Source organism: Luteimonas sp. FCS-9 (assembly GCF_001014645.1).
Lineage (GTDB): Bacteria > Pseudomonadota > Gammaproteobacteria > Xanthomonadales > Xanthomonadaceae > Luteimonas.
In genome coordinates this window covers 20,944-34,393 of sequence record NZ_LASZ01000004.1, presented here as the reverse complement: position 1 = coordinate 34,393, position 13,450 = coordinate 20,944, and the positions used below count along the sequence as shown (strand labels likewise).

The following is a 13,450-nucleotide window of genomic DNA, read 5'->3' as shown; positions in this document are numbered from 1 at the left end:
TCCGCAAGCCCAACGGCCCGTGGAGACTGCCGCGACGCGGGAGGTCACCATGACCAATGGCGGATGAAGCCACATGTTCGGGTGAACTACATTGCTACCACACCGTAGGGGCTCCTTCATTCCAATGTCGACACTGCATGTTCGCGCGTCCTCCGGGCGCATCCTCGCCAGCACCGTCCTGCTGGCCGCCGTCGTGGGGCTGGGCGCATGCAAGGGGGGCGGGGGCGATGCCCAGGCCAAGCCCGGCGACGCGGCGCAGGCGCCGGTCCCGGTGGAGACCGAGGCGGTGACGCGGCGCAGCGTGGCGGCGAGCTACGTCGGCACGGCCTCGCTGGACGTGCCGCGCGGGGCCGACGTGGTCGCCAAGACCTCGGGCATCGCGCTGGAGGTGCTGGTCGAGGAGGGCGACACGGTCCGCGCCGGCCAGCCGCTGGTGCGGCTCGACCCCGATCGCGCGCGCCTGGCCGTGCAGCAGAGCCGGGCGACGATGGGCAAGCTGGAGAACAGCCATCGCCGCGCGCAGCAGCTGGTCGGCCAGCAGATGATCAGCGCCAACGACCTGGACCAGATCAAGTTCGACCTCGACACCGCGCGCGCGCAGTACGAAATGGCCCAGCTCGAGCTGTCCTACACCACGGTGACCGCGCCGATCGCCGGCGTGATCTCGCAGCGCATGATTCGCACCGGCAACTTCGTGCAGATCAACACGCCGATCTTCAGCATCGTCGACAACGCGCGGATCGAGGCCACGCTCAACGTGCCCGAGCGCGAACTGCGCGTGCTCCAGCGCGGCCAGCCGGTGCGGCTGCAGGTCGATGCACTGCCGGGCGAGACCTTCGAGGGTGTGGTCGAGCGCGTGGCGCCGGTCGTCGAGTCGCGCAGCGGCACGTTCCGCGTGGTGTGCGCGTTCGCCGGGGACGGCACGCTGCGCGCCGGCATGTTCGGCCGCATCCGCATCGACTACGACCAGCGCGCCGACGCGCTGGTGATCCCGCGCACCGCGCTGCTCGACGACGGCGACGAGGCGGCGGTGTTCACGGTCCGCGACGGCAAGGCGGTGCGCGTGCCGGTCGAGCTGGGCTACGTCGACGGCAACCTGATCGAGATCCGCAGCGGGCTCGACGACGGCGCGCCGGTGGTGACGGCAGGCAAGGTCGCGCTGCGCGAGGGCAGTCCGGTGCAGGTGATCGGCGAGGCGCCCGTCGCGGCCGCCGGGCCCGCCGGCGACGCCAAGGGCGACGCGCAGTAATGGCCGGCGACCCGCAGCACGGCCCCGCCGGCGACGGCCCGGCCGTGGATCCGCACGCCGCGCCGCCAGGACGCTTCGACCTGGTCGAGTTCTCCACGCGCCGCCGCGTCACCGTGTGGATGGTCGCGATCAGCCTGATGCTGTTCGGCCTGATCGCACTGACCAACCTCAAGGTCAACCTGCTGCCCGATCTGAGCTATCCCACGCTGACCGTGCGCACCGAGTACACCGGGGCGGCGCCGGCGGAGATCGAGACGCTGGTCAGCGAACCGGTCGAGGAGGCCGTGGGCGTGGTCAAGGGCGTGCGCAAGCTGCGCTCGATCTCGCGCACCGGCCAGAGCGACGTGGTACTGGAGTTCGCCTGGGGCACCGACATGGACCAGGCGAGCCTGGAGGTGCGCGACAAGCTCGAGACGCTGTCGCTGCCGCTGGAGGTCACGCCGCCGGTGCTGCTGCGCTTCAATCCCTCGACCGAGCCGATCCTGCGCCTGGCATTGACGGCGGGCGACAAGGGCGACGCTGTCGACGAGCTCACGCGCATGCGCCGCTACGCCGACGACGACCTGAAGAAGAAGCTCGAGCCGGTCGTCGGCGTGGCCGCGGTCAAGGTCGGCGGCGGCTTCGAGGACGAGGTGCAGGTCGATCTCGACCTGCAGCAGATGGCGCGCATCGGCCTGCCGATCGAGAACGTGATCCAGCGGCTGCAACAGGAGAACATCAACCTGTCGGGCGGCCGGCTCGACCAGGGCACGCAGCGGTATCTGGTGCGCACGGTCAACCAGTTCGCGACGGTCGAGCAGATCGGCGAGATGCTGGTCGCCACCCAGACGGGCGGCGACGACGCGGCCGCGAGCGCAGCGCAGCAGATGGCCGCGATCGCCGCGGCCAGCGGTTCGCAGGCGGTGCTGGCCGCGGCTGCGTCGGTGCAGAGCGCCTCGGGCGGCGACGGCACGACGATCGCCGGCGGGCGCGCGATCCGGCTGCGCGACATCGCCACCGTTCGCCAGGGCTTCAAGGAGCGCGAGAGCATCATCCGGCTCGGCGGCGACGAGGCGGTGGAACTGGCGATCTACAAGGAAGGCGACGCCAATACGGTGGCGACCGCCGACGCGATCCAGGCGCGGCTGGCGGTCATCCGCGAGGAGCTGCCGCCGGACATGACGCTGACCGTCGTCGACGACCAGTCGAAGTTCGTGCGCGCGGCGATCCACGACGTGCGCACCGATGCGCTGATCGGCGGCACGCTGGCGGTGCTGATCATCTTCCTGTTCCTGCGCAACGGCTGGAGCACGCTGGTCGTGAGCCTGTCGCTGCCGGTGTCGATCATCACCACGTTCTTCTTCATGGACCAGCTGGGGCTGAGCCTCAACGTCATGTCGCTCGGCGGCCTGGCGCTGGCGACCGGGCTGGTGATCGACGACTCGATCGTCGTGCTCGAGAGCATCGCCAAGGCGCGCGAGCGCGGGCTGGGGGTGCTCGAGGCGGCGATCAGCGGCACGCGCGAGGTCGGCATGGCGGTGGTCGCCTCGACGCTGACGATCATCGCGGTGTTCCTGCCGCTGGTGTTCGTCGAGGGCATCGCCGGGCAGCTGTTCCGCGACCAGGCGCTGACGATCGCGATCGCGGTGGGCGTCTCGCTGCTCGTCGCCGTGACGCTGATCCCGATGCTGGCGTCGCTCAAGGGCCGTCCGCCGCTGGCGTTCCCGGAAGAAGCCCCGCACCCGCAGTGGCGCCCGGAGCGCCGCTGGCAGAAGCCGTTCGCGGCGGCCGGGCGCGGCGTGGGCGCGGGCATCCGCGGTGCGCTGTTCGGCATCGTCTGGGTGGTCGTGCGGGCCTGGCGCGGCGTGTCGCGTGTCGTCGGCGGCGTCATGGGCCGGGCCAGCGACCTGGCGATGGCGCCCTACGCACGCGCCGAACGCGGCTACCTGCGCGCGCTGCCCGCCGCGCTGGCGCGGCCGTGGCTGGTGCTCGGCGCCGCGATGGCGGTGTTCGCGGTCAGCATGCTCGCCGTGCCGTTGCTGGGCACCGACCTGATTCCGCAGCTGGCGCAGGACCGCTTCGAGATGACCGCCAAGCTGCCGCCGGGCACACCGCTGCGCGAGACCGACCGCATCATGCGCGAGGTGCAGCAGGCCCATGCCGGCGACGACGGCGTCGAACTGCTGTTCGGCGTGAGCGGCAGCGGTACGCGCCTGGACGCGAACCCGACCGAGAGTGGCGAGAACATCGGCCGGCTGAGCATCGTCATGAGTGGCGGCGGCAGCCGCGAGTTCGAGGCGCTGCAGACCGAGCGCCTGCGCGAGACGATGCGCCACCATCCCGGCGTCGCCGTCGATTTCGCCCGTCCGCAGATCTTCAGCTTCTCCACGCCGCTGGAGATCGAACTGCGCGGGCAGGACCTCGACGGGCTGGCGAAGGCCGGCCAGCGGATGGCGGAACTGCTGCGCGCCAACCCGCACTACGCCGACGTCAAGAGCACGGTGGAGCAGGGCTTTCCCGAGATCCAGATCGTGTTCGACCAGGAACGCGCCGGTGCGTTCGGCCTGACCACGCGGCAGATCGCCGACGCGGTCGTGCGCGCGGTCCGCGGCGAGGTGGCCACGCGCTACAACTTCCGCGACCGCAAGATCGACGTGCTGGTGCGCGCCCAGGAACGCGAGCGCGATTCGGTGGACCGCATCCGCAACCTGATCGTCAATCCCGGCAGCGGCGCGGCGGTGCGGCTGGATTCGGTCGCCGACGTCGTCGCGACGATCGGCCCGAGCGAGATCCACCGCGCCGACCAGGTGCGCGTCGCTGTCGTGTCGGCCAACCTGCGCAGCATCGACCTGGGCGCGGCGATGGCCGAGGTGCGGCAGATGGTCGCCCAGAACCCGCTCGGACCCGAGGTCGGCCTGCACATCGGCGGCCAGGGCGAGGAACTCGCCGAGTCGATGCGCTCGCTGCTGATGGCGTTCGCGCTGGCGATCTTCCTGGTCTACCTGGTGATGGCCTCGCAGTTCGAATCGCTGCTGCATCCGTTCGTGATCCTGTTCACGATCCCGCTGGCGATGGTCGGTGCGATCGGCGCGCTGCTGCTGACCGGCAACACGATCTCGGTCGTGGCCTTCATCGGCCTGATCCTGATGGTCGGCCTGGTGGTCAAGAACGCGATCATCCTCATCGACAAGGTCAACCAGCTGCGCGAGGCCGGCGTGGCCAAGCGCGAGGCGCTGGTCGAGGGTGCGCGCTCGCGCCTGCGCCCGATCGTCATGACGACGCTGTCGACGCTGTTCGGCTTCCTGCCGCTCGCGCTGGCCTTCGGCGACGGTGCGGAAGTGCGTTCGCCGATGGCGATCACGGTCATGGGCGGCCTGGCGGTGTCGACGGTGCTCACGCTGCTGGTGATCCCGGTCGTCTACGACCTGCTCGACCGCAAGTCCGATGCCCACTACGCCGAGCGCGGCAGGCGTGCGCGGCTGGGCGCGGCGGCGGATCGTCCGGACGCGGAGGCCAGCGCGTCATGAGCATCGCCGAGCTGAGCCTGCGCCGCCCGGTCACGACCATCATGTGCTTCGTGTCGATGGTCGTGATCGGCCTGATCGCCGCGGTGCGGCTGCCGCTGGAGGCCTTGCCGGACATCTCCGCGCCGTTCCTGTTCGTGGAGCTGCCCTATGCCGGCTCCACGCCGGCCGAGGCCGAGCAGAACCTGCTGCGGCCTGCCGAGGAGACGCTGGCGACGATGAGCGGCATCAAGCGCATGCGCGGGCAGGCGAACGCCGATGGCGCGTTCGTGTTCCTGGAGTTCAACGACTGGGACCGCGACATCGCGATCAGCGCCTCGGATGCCCGCGAACGTATCGACGCGATCCGCGGCGACCTGCCCGACGACTTCCGCCGCTATTTCGTGCACAAGTGGTCGAGCAGCGACGAACCGGTGCTGCGGATGCGCCTGGCGGCGAACGTCGACCTGTCGGGCAGCTACGAGCTGATCGACCGCCAGCTCAAGCGCCGGCTCGAGCGCGTGCCCGGGGTCGCGCGCGTGGAGATCAGCGGCGCGCCGCCGAACGAGGTCGAGATCGCGGTCGATCCCGACCGGCTGACCGCGCACGGTATTGAGCTCAACGCGCTGGCGACCCGCCTGCGCGCGATGAACTTCTCGGTCTCGGCCGGGCAGATCCTCGAAGCCGGCCAGCGGCTGCGGGTGCAGCCGGTCGGCGAGATCGACGACCTGCAGCAGCTGCGCGACCTGGTGATCGACCAGAAGGGCCTGCGCCTGTCGGACATCGCCGACGTGCGCTTCAGGGCGCAGCGCATGGACTACGGCCGCCGCCTGGACGGGCGCGCGGCGGTGGGCCTGGAGATCTACAAGGAGCGCGACGCCAATCTCGTCGACGTCTCGCGCACCGTGCTGGCCGAGGTCGAGGCGGCGCGCAGCGAGCCGGGGCTGGAAGGCATCGACGTCAAGATCACCCAGAACATGGGCGAGGAGGTCACCTCCTCGCTGCTGGAGCTGGTCGAGGCCGGCGCGATCGGCCTGGTGCTGTCGATCGTCGTGCTGTACTTCTTCCTGCGCCACTGGCCCTCGACGCTGATGGTGACGCTGGCGATTCCGATCTGCTTCGTCATCACGCTGGGCTTCATGCACTTCTTCGACGTCACGCTCAACGTGCTGTCGCTGATGGGCCTGCTGCTGGCGGTCGGCATGCTGGTCGACAACGCGGTGGTCGTGGTCGAGAGCATCTACCAGGAACGCGAGCGCATGCCCGACCAGCCGTGGTTGGCCTCGGTGCTGGGCACGCGCCACGTCGCGATCGCGCTGTCGGCCGGCACGCTGTGCCACTGCATCGTGTTCGTGCCCAACCTGCTGGGCGAGACCAACAACATCAGCATCTTCATGACCCAGCTGGCGGTCACCATCTCGGTGTCGCTGCTGGCCTCGTGGCTGGTCGCGGTGAGCCTGATCCCGATGATGTCGGCGCGGATGAAGACGCCGCCGGCCGTCGCCCGTCCCGATGGCCTGATCCCGCGCCTGCAGCGCGGCTATGCGCGGCTGCTGCGCTGGTCGCTCGAGCATCGCGGCTGGAGCGTAGCCGGCATCGTGCTGGTGATCGCGGTCAGTCTTGTGCCGATGACGCAGACCAGGTTCGACATGTTCGGCGACGGCAGCGGCGGCAAGGAGATCCAGCTCTACTACCAGTGGAAGGGCAGCTACAACCTGCAGCAGCGCTCCGACGAGGTGCGCCGGTACGAGACGTTCCTCGACGAACGCCGCGAGCAGTACCGCATCCGCCAGATCTATTCGTGGTTCGGCGAGGGCGGCGACTCGGGGACGATGATCACCTTCGAAGACTCGGTCGGCGACACCAAGGCGCTGACCGAGGCGATCAGCCAGGCACTGCCCAAGTCCGCGCGCGCCGACGTCGGGGTGGGCGGCGGTGGCGGACCGGGCGGCGGCGGTGGGGGCGGGACGGGGCAGGGCGTGCAGGTCCAGCTGGTCGGCGACTCGACCCAGGTGCTGCGCGAACTCGCCGACGGCGTGATCCCGATGCTCGCCGCCAATCCGGCGCTGCGCGACGTGCGCGTGGAGGCCGGCGACCTCAACCATGAGCTCGCCATCCGCGTCGACCGCGACCGCGCGGCGGCGTTCGGCTTTTCCGCCGAGCAGGTGTCGAGCTTCGTCGGCCTGGCGCTGCGCGGCAGCCAGCTGCGCGAGTTCCGGCGCGGCGAGGACGAGGTGCCGGTCTGGGTGCGCTTCGCCGGCGCCGAGCAGTACAGCCAGGCCGACATCGCGAGCTTCATGGTGCGCGCGCCCGACGGCCGCAGCGTGCCGCTGACCAGCCTGGTCGACATGCGCGTGGAACCGGCCGCGAGCCGCATCGCCCGCGCCAACCGGCAGACGTCGCTGACGCTGCAGGCCAACCTCGCGGGCGACACCACGATGCCCGACGCGCGCAAGGCGCTCGAGCGCACGCTCGACACCGTCGCGTTCCCGCCCGGCTACGGCTACACGTTCTCCGGCAGCGGTTTCGAGGACGACGCCGAGGCGAGCCGGCAGATGCTGTTCAACCTGCTGATCGCGGTGATCATGATCTACGTGGTGATGGCCGCGGTGTTCGAGTCGCTGCTGTTCCCGGCGGCGATCATGAGCTGTGTGCTGTTCTCGGTGTTCGGCGTGTTCTGGCTGTTCTGGCTCACCGGTACGGTGTTCACGGTGATGGCCTTCATCGGCATCCTGGTGCTGATGGGCGTGGTGGTGAACAACGGCATCATCATGGTCGAGCACATCAACAACCTGCGCCGCCGGGGCATGCCGCGCCTGGAGGCGCTGGTGGAGGGCAGCCGCGAACGGCTGCGCCCGATCATGATGACGATGGGCACGGCGATCCTGGCGATGATCCCGATCTCGCTCAGCGACACCGTCGTGCTCGGTGGCCTGGCCTATTCGCCGATGGCGCGCGCGGTCGCCGGCGGTCTGGCGTTCTCGACGGTGGTCAGCCTCCTGTTCCTGCCGACGATCTACGCGATCCTCGACGACCTGCGCCACGGCTCGGCGCGCATGCTCCGGCGCGCGCAGGGCGTGCCGGCACCGGAGGCCGCGACGGCCGGCTGAAGACGACGTCGACCATCCTCATGGGGCGGAGCCCGTAGGAGCGCGCTTGCGCGCGATGGGGCCGGCGCGGCAATGCCCATCGCGCGCAAGCGCGCTCCTACAGGGCGCTGCATCCGCGGTTCCGGCACGTAGGTTCCGAGGGCTGTCGCCCGGTCAGGCGAACAACGTCCGCGCGATCCGCAGCCCGGCGACCCACACCCCGATGCTCGAGCCGACATTGGTCAGCATGAAATTGAGGATCGTCCGCGAGACTCGGTTGCGGTACCACCCGCGGAACGTGCCCGCGTCGTCGCGCAGCGCGAGGAAGTCGCCGTAGGCCGGCTTGCGCATGTGCGCTTCGATCAGCGCACTGAACAGGCCGGGCGAAACGCCGGGCGGGCGGAACGGCTTGAGCGGGGCGGCGATCGCCGCGGCCAGGATTCCCAGCGGGTGCGCGGCGGCGGCGAGCGCGCCGAGCGCGGCGAACGCGGCGGTGATCAGCACCCATTCCTGGAGCAGCTGGCGACCGACGTCGACGCCGCCGTGCCAGTAGCCCCAGCCGATCATCGCCAGGATCAGCGCCATCAGCAGCGTGGTGAACCACGGGAAGCGACGCTTGCCGGGCGCCTGCTCGAGTTCGGCGCGGATCGCCGCCGGCGCCTGGGTGTCCTCGCCCAGGTGGCGCGCGATGCCCGCCAGATGCCCGGCGCCGACGATCGCCAGTACCTCGCGCGCATCGCCGACGTCGCCGCGCAGGCGCGCGGCCATGTAGCGGTCGCGCTCGGCGATGATCGTCTCGTAGAGCTTCGGATCGCTGCGGGCGAAATCGCCGAAGCTCGATTCGAGCATGTCGCCCTGCTTGAGCTTCTCGATCTCGTCCTCGCCCATCTCCTCGCTGGTCAGCAGGCCCGACATCAGGCTGCCGCCGAGCCGGAGCTTGCCCATCAGTCCGAGCCGGGCGGAGGTGCGGCGGAACGTCAGGCCGACGTCGCGGTCGATCAGCGCGACCGGCAGCCCGTGCGCGTCGGCGAGCGCGACCGCGCGCTTGAGCTCGGCGCCCGGTTCGATGCCGAGCTGCTCGGCGAGCCGGCGCTGGTAGGCCGACAGCGCGAGGTTGGCCGCGAACAGCGCGACGCGACCCTTGCGGATCACGTCGACGAGGTTGGGCTTGCCCAGCGCGTCGGGGTCGGTGATCGCCTGCAGACGCTGCGGATCGAGCTCGACCGCGACCGCGTCGAACGCGCCGCTGCCGATCGCGTCCTCGACCGCCTCCACGCTGACCTTCGAGACGTGGGCAGTGCCCAGCAGCGTGTAGCGCACGCCGTCGCGCTCGACGATCGCGTGCGGCTGCGTCTGCCAGGACGTGGAGGCGGAATCGGTCATCGGGTCATTCGTCTTCGGGAGGAGTGGTCGCGCCGTCGCCGAGCGCGCGCTGCATCAGGATGGTGTCGAGCCAGCGGCCGTGCTTGCGGCCCGAACCGGGCAGCACGCCGACGGTCTGGAAGCCGAGGCGCTCGTGGAAGCGCACGGACGGGCCGCCCTGCGGCGGGCCGATCACCGCCATCATCTGGCGGAAGCCACGCTGCGCGCAGGCGGCGATCAGCGCCTCCATCAGCACGCGGCCGACGCCGTGGCCGTGCAGCGCATGGGCGACGTACACCGAGCTTTCGACGGTGAAGCGGTAGCCGATGCGCGAGCGGAAGCTGCCGGCGTAGGCGTAGCCGGCGAAGCGGCCGTCGAGCTCGGCGACCAGGTACGGGTAGCCGGCCGTGCGCAGCGCCGACCAGCGCCGGCGCATCTCGTCGGTGTCGGGCGCGTCGTACTCGTAGGTGGCGACGCCGTCGCGGACCTCGCGCGCGTACAGCGCGGCGATCGCGTCCAGGTCGCCGTCGTGCGCGTCGCGGGCCAGGACGCCGGGGGCAGGGGCGGCCACCGGCGGTCAGTCGATGTAGCGCTTGAGCAGATCGCCGTAGGCGTCGATCCTGCGGTCGCGCAGGAAAGGCCAGATCCGGCGCACGTGCTCGCTGCGGTCCAGGTCGACCTCGCAGGTCAGCAGCGTCGGGTCGCCGCCCGCCTGCGCGAGGAACTCGCCCTGCGGCCCGAGCACGTGGCTGTTGCCCCAGAAGTCGATGCCGGCCGCGCCCAGCGGCGAGGGCTCGTGCCCGACCCGGTTGCACGAGAGCACCGGCAGCCCGTTGGCGACCGCGTGGCCCCGGTGGCTGAGGATCCAGGCGTCGCGCTGGCGGGTCTTCTCGGCGTCGTCGTCGGTCGGGTCCCAGCCGATCGCGGTCGGGTACAGCAGCAGGTCCGCGCCGGCCAGCGCCATCAGGCGCGCGGCCTCCGGGTACCACTGGTCCCAGCACACGAGCAGGCCGAGCCGGCCGACCGAGGTGTCGATCGGCTTGAAGCCGATGTCGCCGGGCGTGAAGTAGAACTTCTCGTAGAAGCCCGGATCGTCGGGGATGTGCATCTTGCGGTACTTGCCCGCGAGGCTGCCGTCGGCATCGAAGACCACGCCGGTGTTGTGGTACAGGCCCGCGGCGCGGCGCTCGAACAGCGAGCTGACCACGACCACCCCGTGCTGCTTCGCCAGCGCGGCCAGGCGCTCGGTGCTCGGACCGGGGATCGGCTCGGCGAGATCGAACGCGTCGACGTTCTCCTCCTGGCAGAAGTACGCGCCGTTGTGCAGTTCCTGCAGCAGCACCAGCCGCGCGCCCTGGCGCGCCGCCTCGGCCACGCGCGACTCGATGATCGCGAGGTTCGCATCGGCGTTGTCGGCGCCGCGGTCGATGATGGCGCGCTCCTGGATCAGCGCGACGGGCAGCGTGGTCTTGCGGGACATGGATTCGGGCCCTCAGAGGGAAGACGACATGCTAACGCGACGACATGGTGGCGCCGGCGCCCCGGACAAGCGCCACGCGCCGCACGCGTGGCGTGCGTACAGGTTGCGCCCGCGGCGCGCGCCGGACGGGCGGGGCGCCCGCCGTCAGGCCAGCAGACCGGCCGGCAGTTGCATCGTGATGCAGTGCAGGCTGCCGTTCTGCCAGATCAGCGGCCGGCACGGGACCTGCACGATCTCGCGCCCGGGATGCGCCTGCGCCAGCACCGCGGCGGCCGCGTCGTCGGCGGGGTCGCCGTACGCGGGCATCAGCACCGCGCCGTTGAGGACCAGGTAGTTGGCGTAGCTCGCGGCGAGCCGGCGGCCGTCGTCGAGGATCGGCTGCGGCCACGGCAGCGGGAACAGCCGGTACGACGCGCCGCCGGGCGTGCGCAGCGCGGCGATCTCGTCGGCCATCGCCTGCAGTTCGGCATGGTGCGGATCGTCGACGTCGTCGCACGCCTGGTAGACGATCGCATCGCCCGGCGCGAAGCGCGCGAGGGTGTCGATGTGCGCGTCGGTGTCGTCGCCCTCGAGGTAGCCGTGGTCGAGCCACAGCACGCGGTCCTGCACCAGCCAGTCCGACAGCCGCGCCGTCAGCGATTCGCGCGTCGCGTCGGGGTGGCGCTCGTGCAGGCAGCGCCAGGTCGTGAGCAGCGTGCCGGCACCGTCGGTCTCGATCGCGCCGCCTTCGAGCGCGAAGTCGAGCTGCCGGCGCTGCGCGCCGCCGGCGAACACGCCGGCCTCATGCAGGTGCCCGACCAGCCGGTCGTCGCGGCTGGCGTCGAACTTGCCGCCCCAGCCGGTGAAGCGGAAATCGTTGAGGCGGAACGCGCCCTCGGCCGTCGCCGTGCCGGCGGCGTCGCGCGATACCAGCGTGATCGGGCCCGAGTCGCGCAGCCAGGTGTCGTCGTAGGCGGCCTCGACGAAGCGCACCCGGTCCATGTCGACGCGGTTGGAGGCCAGGCGCACGTAGGCGTAGCTCTGCACGTCCTCGTCCGGCACGCAGACCACCACCGGCTGGAACCGGGTGATCGCCGCGACCAAAGCGATGTAGGTGTCCTCGACCTCGCCCAGGCGGTCGGCCCAGTCGGTGTCCTCGGTGGGCCAGGCGATCAGGATCGCGGACTGGGGTTCCCACTCCGCGGGGAAGCGCAATGCGGTTGTCGTCATGGATTCAACGGATGGCGGGCTAGGGGCCGATCTCGGACGCGGTCGCGCGGTTGGCGACCGTGTCCACGACCCGGTTGCGCTCGAAATAGACGGTGAAGGCGGGATAGACCCAGCGATGGATCGTCGGCCATTGCCGCTTCTGGCCGCCGCGCGGCTCGAGCCGCTCGGACGGCACGCCGAAGCCGGCCTCGACCTGGGCCATGGTCATGCCGCGCGCGGGTACCGACAGCCCGGCCGGCTGCCGGGTGCGATCGACCAGCAGGGTGTCGGCGGACGCGCTGGGCGCGCCGAGCAGCAGCGCCGCGCCGAGGGCGGCGCCGACGAGGACCGTGACGGGGGATCGCGACATGACGTAGCTCCTGGTCTGCGGACGGGGCGAGCGGCCGATGCGTGTCGGCGGCGTCGCGGCTATGTAGCAGAATAGCTGCGACGGCACTGCATGCGCACGGCGCCGATACGACGAAGGGCCGCATCGCTGCGGCCCTCGCGTACCGCGCCGTCCCTGGGAGGGCAGGCGCAGGATTCGGGATGCACGGGCGCCGGGCGCGCGTGCTCCCGCCTCGCTCTCAGCGCTGGCGCGCCTTGAAGCGGGGATTGGACTTGCAGATCACGAAGACCTTGCCGCGGCGACGCACAACCTTGCAATCGCGGTGGCGGGTCTTCGCCGACTTCAGGGACGACAGGACCTTCATGACAAACCTCTGGGATGGGATACGGACGGCAAGCCGGCTATTCTAGCGGTTGATTTCCACACGATTCAAGCGCTTGGGTCCTCCGGGGCCGCAGCGCCGGGAGATGCGAATGACGGCCGAGGTGCCGGTGTTGACGATCGACGGGCCTTCGGGCTCCGGCAAGGGCACGATCAGCCGCGCGGTGGCGCAGCGGCTGGGCTGGCATTATCTCGATTCGGGCGCCCTGTACCGGGCGGTCGGCGTGTCGGCCGGCTGGGCCGACCTGGACCTGGGCGATGCCGGCGCGCTGGTGCGCTGCGCGTTCGACACCACGATCACGTTCCGCGACGACGCCGGCGGCGAGCCGCGCGTGATCGTCAACGGCCACGACGCGACCGACGAACTGCGGACCGAGACCGCGGGCGCCGCGGCGTCCGCGATCGCCGCGATCCCCGAGGTGCGGGCCGCGCTCAAGGACCGGCAGCGCGTATTCAGGCAGCCGCCGGGCCTGGTGGCCGACGGGCGCGACATGGGCACGGTGATCTTTCCCGACGCCCGCTGGAAGGTGTTCCTGACCGCGAGCGCCGAGGAGCGCGCCGATCGGCGCTATAAACAGTTGAAGGGCAAGGGGGTTTCGGTGACAATGGACGGTCTGCTGCGCGAGATCCTCGCGCGTGACGCCCGCGACGCCAGCCGCGCGGTGGCGCCCTTGCGGCCGGCCGAGGATGCCGTCCGCATCGACACCACCGGCCTGGGCATCGAGGCCGTCGTGGGGCAGGTGCTGGCGCTGTTGCCGGCGCGCATGGGCTGACATCCCGTCCCTCGCGCGCCGTCCGGCGTCGGCCCGAACCGGCAGTCGCGTGTCCCCGAACGGAGCGTCCGGCCCGGCGCGCCGCTCCCGCAACACC

The 13,450-nt window shown here is 71.0% G+C and carries 10 protein-coding genes; 4 read left to right on the top strand and 6 right to left on the bottom strand.

The genetic code is table 11. The annotated features are described in order from the left end of the window. The first annotated feature begins 124 nt into the window (after nt 1-124). Genes WQ56_RS04875 through WQ56_RS04865 form a run of 3 tightly spaced genes read left to right on the top strand, consistent with a single transcriptional unit; the run spans nt 125 to nt 7,841 of the window. Nucleotides 125-1,249, top strand: a complete 1,125-nt coding sequence (locus tag WQ56_RS04875) for an efflux RND transporter periplasmic adaptor subunit (RefSeq protein WP_047135980.1) — start codon at nt 125-127, stop codon at nt 1,247-1,249. Then, nucleotides 1,249-4,755 (top strand): efflux RND transporter permease subunit, encoded by a 3,507-nt coding sequence (locus WQ56_RS04870; RefSeq protein WP_047135979.1) that lies wholly within the window; start codon nt 1,249-1,251, stop codon nt 4,753-4,755. The genes WQ56_RS04875 and WQ56_RS04870 overlap by 1 nt, the downstream gene beginning before the upstream one ends. Further along, complete coding sequence (locus WQ56_RS04865; protein WP_047135978.1) at nt 4,752-7,841, top strand: efflux RND transporter permease subunit; 3,090 nt, start codon at nt 4,752-4,754, stop codon at nt 7,839-7,841. The genes WQ56_RS04870 and WQ56_RS04865 overlap by 4 nt, the downstream gene beginning before the upstream one ends. Before the next feature lie 153 nt (nt 7,842-7,994). Here the strand turns inward: WQ56_RS04865 and WQ56_RS04860 are convergent, their stop codons facing one another. The 6 genes from WQ56_RS04860 to ykgO all read right to left on the bottom strand — a co-directional run bounded on the left by WQ56_RS04860 (nt 7,995) and on the right by ykgO (nt 12,563). After that, nucleotides 7,995-9,203, bottom strand: coding sequence for a TraB/GumN family protein (locus WQ56_RS04860; RefSeq protein WP_047135977.1), 1,209 nt, complete (start codon nt 9,201-9,203; stop codon nt 7,995-7,997). Between the two features lie 4 nt (nt 9,204-9,207). Next, the gene (locus WQ56_RS04855; RefSeq protein ID WP_047135976.1) at nt 9,208-9,753 is read right to left on the bottom strand and encodes a GNAT family N-acetyltransferase; all 546 of its coding nucleotides are present in this window, start codon (nt 9,751-9,753) and stop codon (nt 9,208-9,210) included. A 6-nt stretch (nt 9,754-9,759) separates the two neighbouring features. Next, entirely contained in the window at nt 9,760-10,662 is a 903-nt protein-coding gene (locus tag WQ56_RS04850; RefSeq protein ID WP_047135975.1) for a carbon-nitrogen hydrolase, read from the bottom strand. A gap of 144 nt (nt 10,663-10,806) precedes the next feature. Continuing rightward, nucleotides 10,807-11,871 carry an agmatine deiminase family protein gene (locus tag WQ56_RS04845; RefSeq protein WP_047135974.1) on the bottom strand — a complete coding sequence of 355 codons (1,065 nt, stop codon included), beginning with the start codon at nt 11,869-11,871 and terminating at the stop codon, nt 10,807-10,809. Nucleotides 11,872-11,890: 19 nt separating this feature from the next. Next, a complete protein-coding gene (locus tag WQ56_RS04840) occupies nt 11,891-12,220 on the bottom strand; it encodes a hypothetical protein (protein WP_047135973.1) in 330 nt (109 codons plus the stop codon). A gap of 217 nt (nt 12,221-12,437) precedes the next feature. After that, nucleotides 12,438-12,563: a type B 50S ribosomal protein L36 gene (gene ykgO, locus WQ56_RS04835; protein ID WP_005913193.1), complete on the bottom strand. Its 126-nt coding sequence runs from the start codon at nt 12,561-12,563 to the stop codon at nt 12,438-12,440. A gap of 109 nt (nt 12,564-12,672) precedes the next feature. On the opposite strand from ykgO, the gene cmk reads away from it, so the two are divergent. Then, nucleotides 12,673-13,353 (top strand): (d)CMP kinase, encoded by a 681-nt coding sequence (gene cmk, locus WQ56_RS04830; protein WP_047135972.1) that lies wholly within the window; start codon nt 12,673-12,675, stop codon nt 13,351-13,353. The last annotated feature ends 97 nt before the right edge of the window (nt 13,354-13,450 follow it).

Bases quoted from the DNA above. Each gene is read 5' to 3' on its own strand.
- WQ56_RS04845 (WP_047135974.1), bottom strand. From the start codon at position 11,871: ATGACGACAACCGCATTGCGCTTCCCCGCGGAGTGGGAACCCCAGTCC.
- WQ56_RS04875 (WP_047135980.1), top strand. From the start codon at position 125: ATGTCGACACTGCATGTTCGCGCGTCCTCCGGGCGCATCCTCGCCAGC.
- WQ56_RS04865 (WP_047135978.1), top strand. From the start codon at position 4,752: ATGAGCATCGCCGAGCTGAGCCTGCGCCGCCCGGTCACGACCATCATG.
- WQ56_RS04860 (WP_047135977.1), bottom strand. From the start codon at position 9,203: ATGACCGATTCCGCCTCCACGTCCTGGCAGACGCAGCCGCACGCGATC.
- WQ56_RS04850 (WP_047135975.1), bottom strand. From the start codon at position 10,662: ATGTCCCGCAAGACCACGCTGCCCGTCGCGCTGATCCAGGAGCGCGCC.
- WQ56_RS04870 (WP_047135979.1), top strand. From the start codon at position 1,249: ATGGCCGGCGACCCGCAGCACGGCCCCGCCGGCGACGGCCCGGCCGTG.
- ykgO (WP_005913193.1), bottom strand. From the start codon at position 12,563: ATGAAGGTCCTGTCGTCCCTGAAGTCGGCGAAGACCCGCCACCGCGAT.
- cmk (WP_047135972.1), top strand. From the start codon at position 12,673: ATGACGGCCGAGGTGCCGGTGTTGACGATCGACGGGCCTTCGGGCTCC.
- WQ56_RS04840 (WP_047135973.1), bottom strand. From the start codon at position 12,220: ATGTCGCGATCCCCCGTCACGGTCCTCGTCGGCGCCGCCCTCGGCGCG.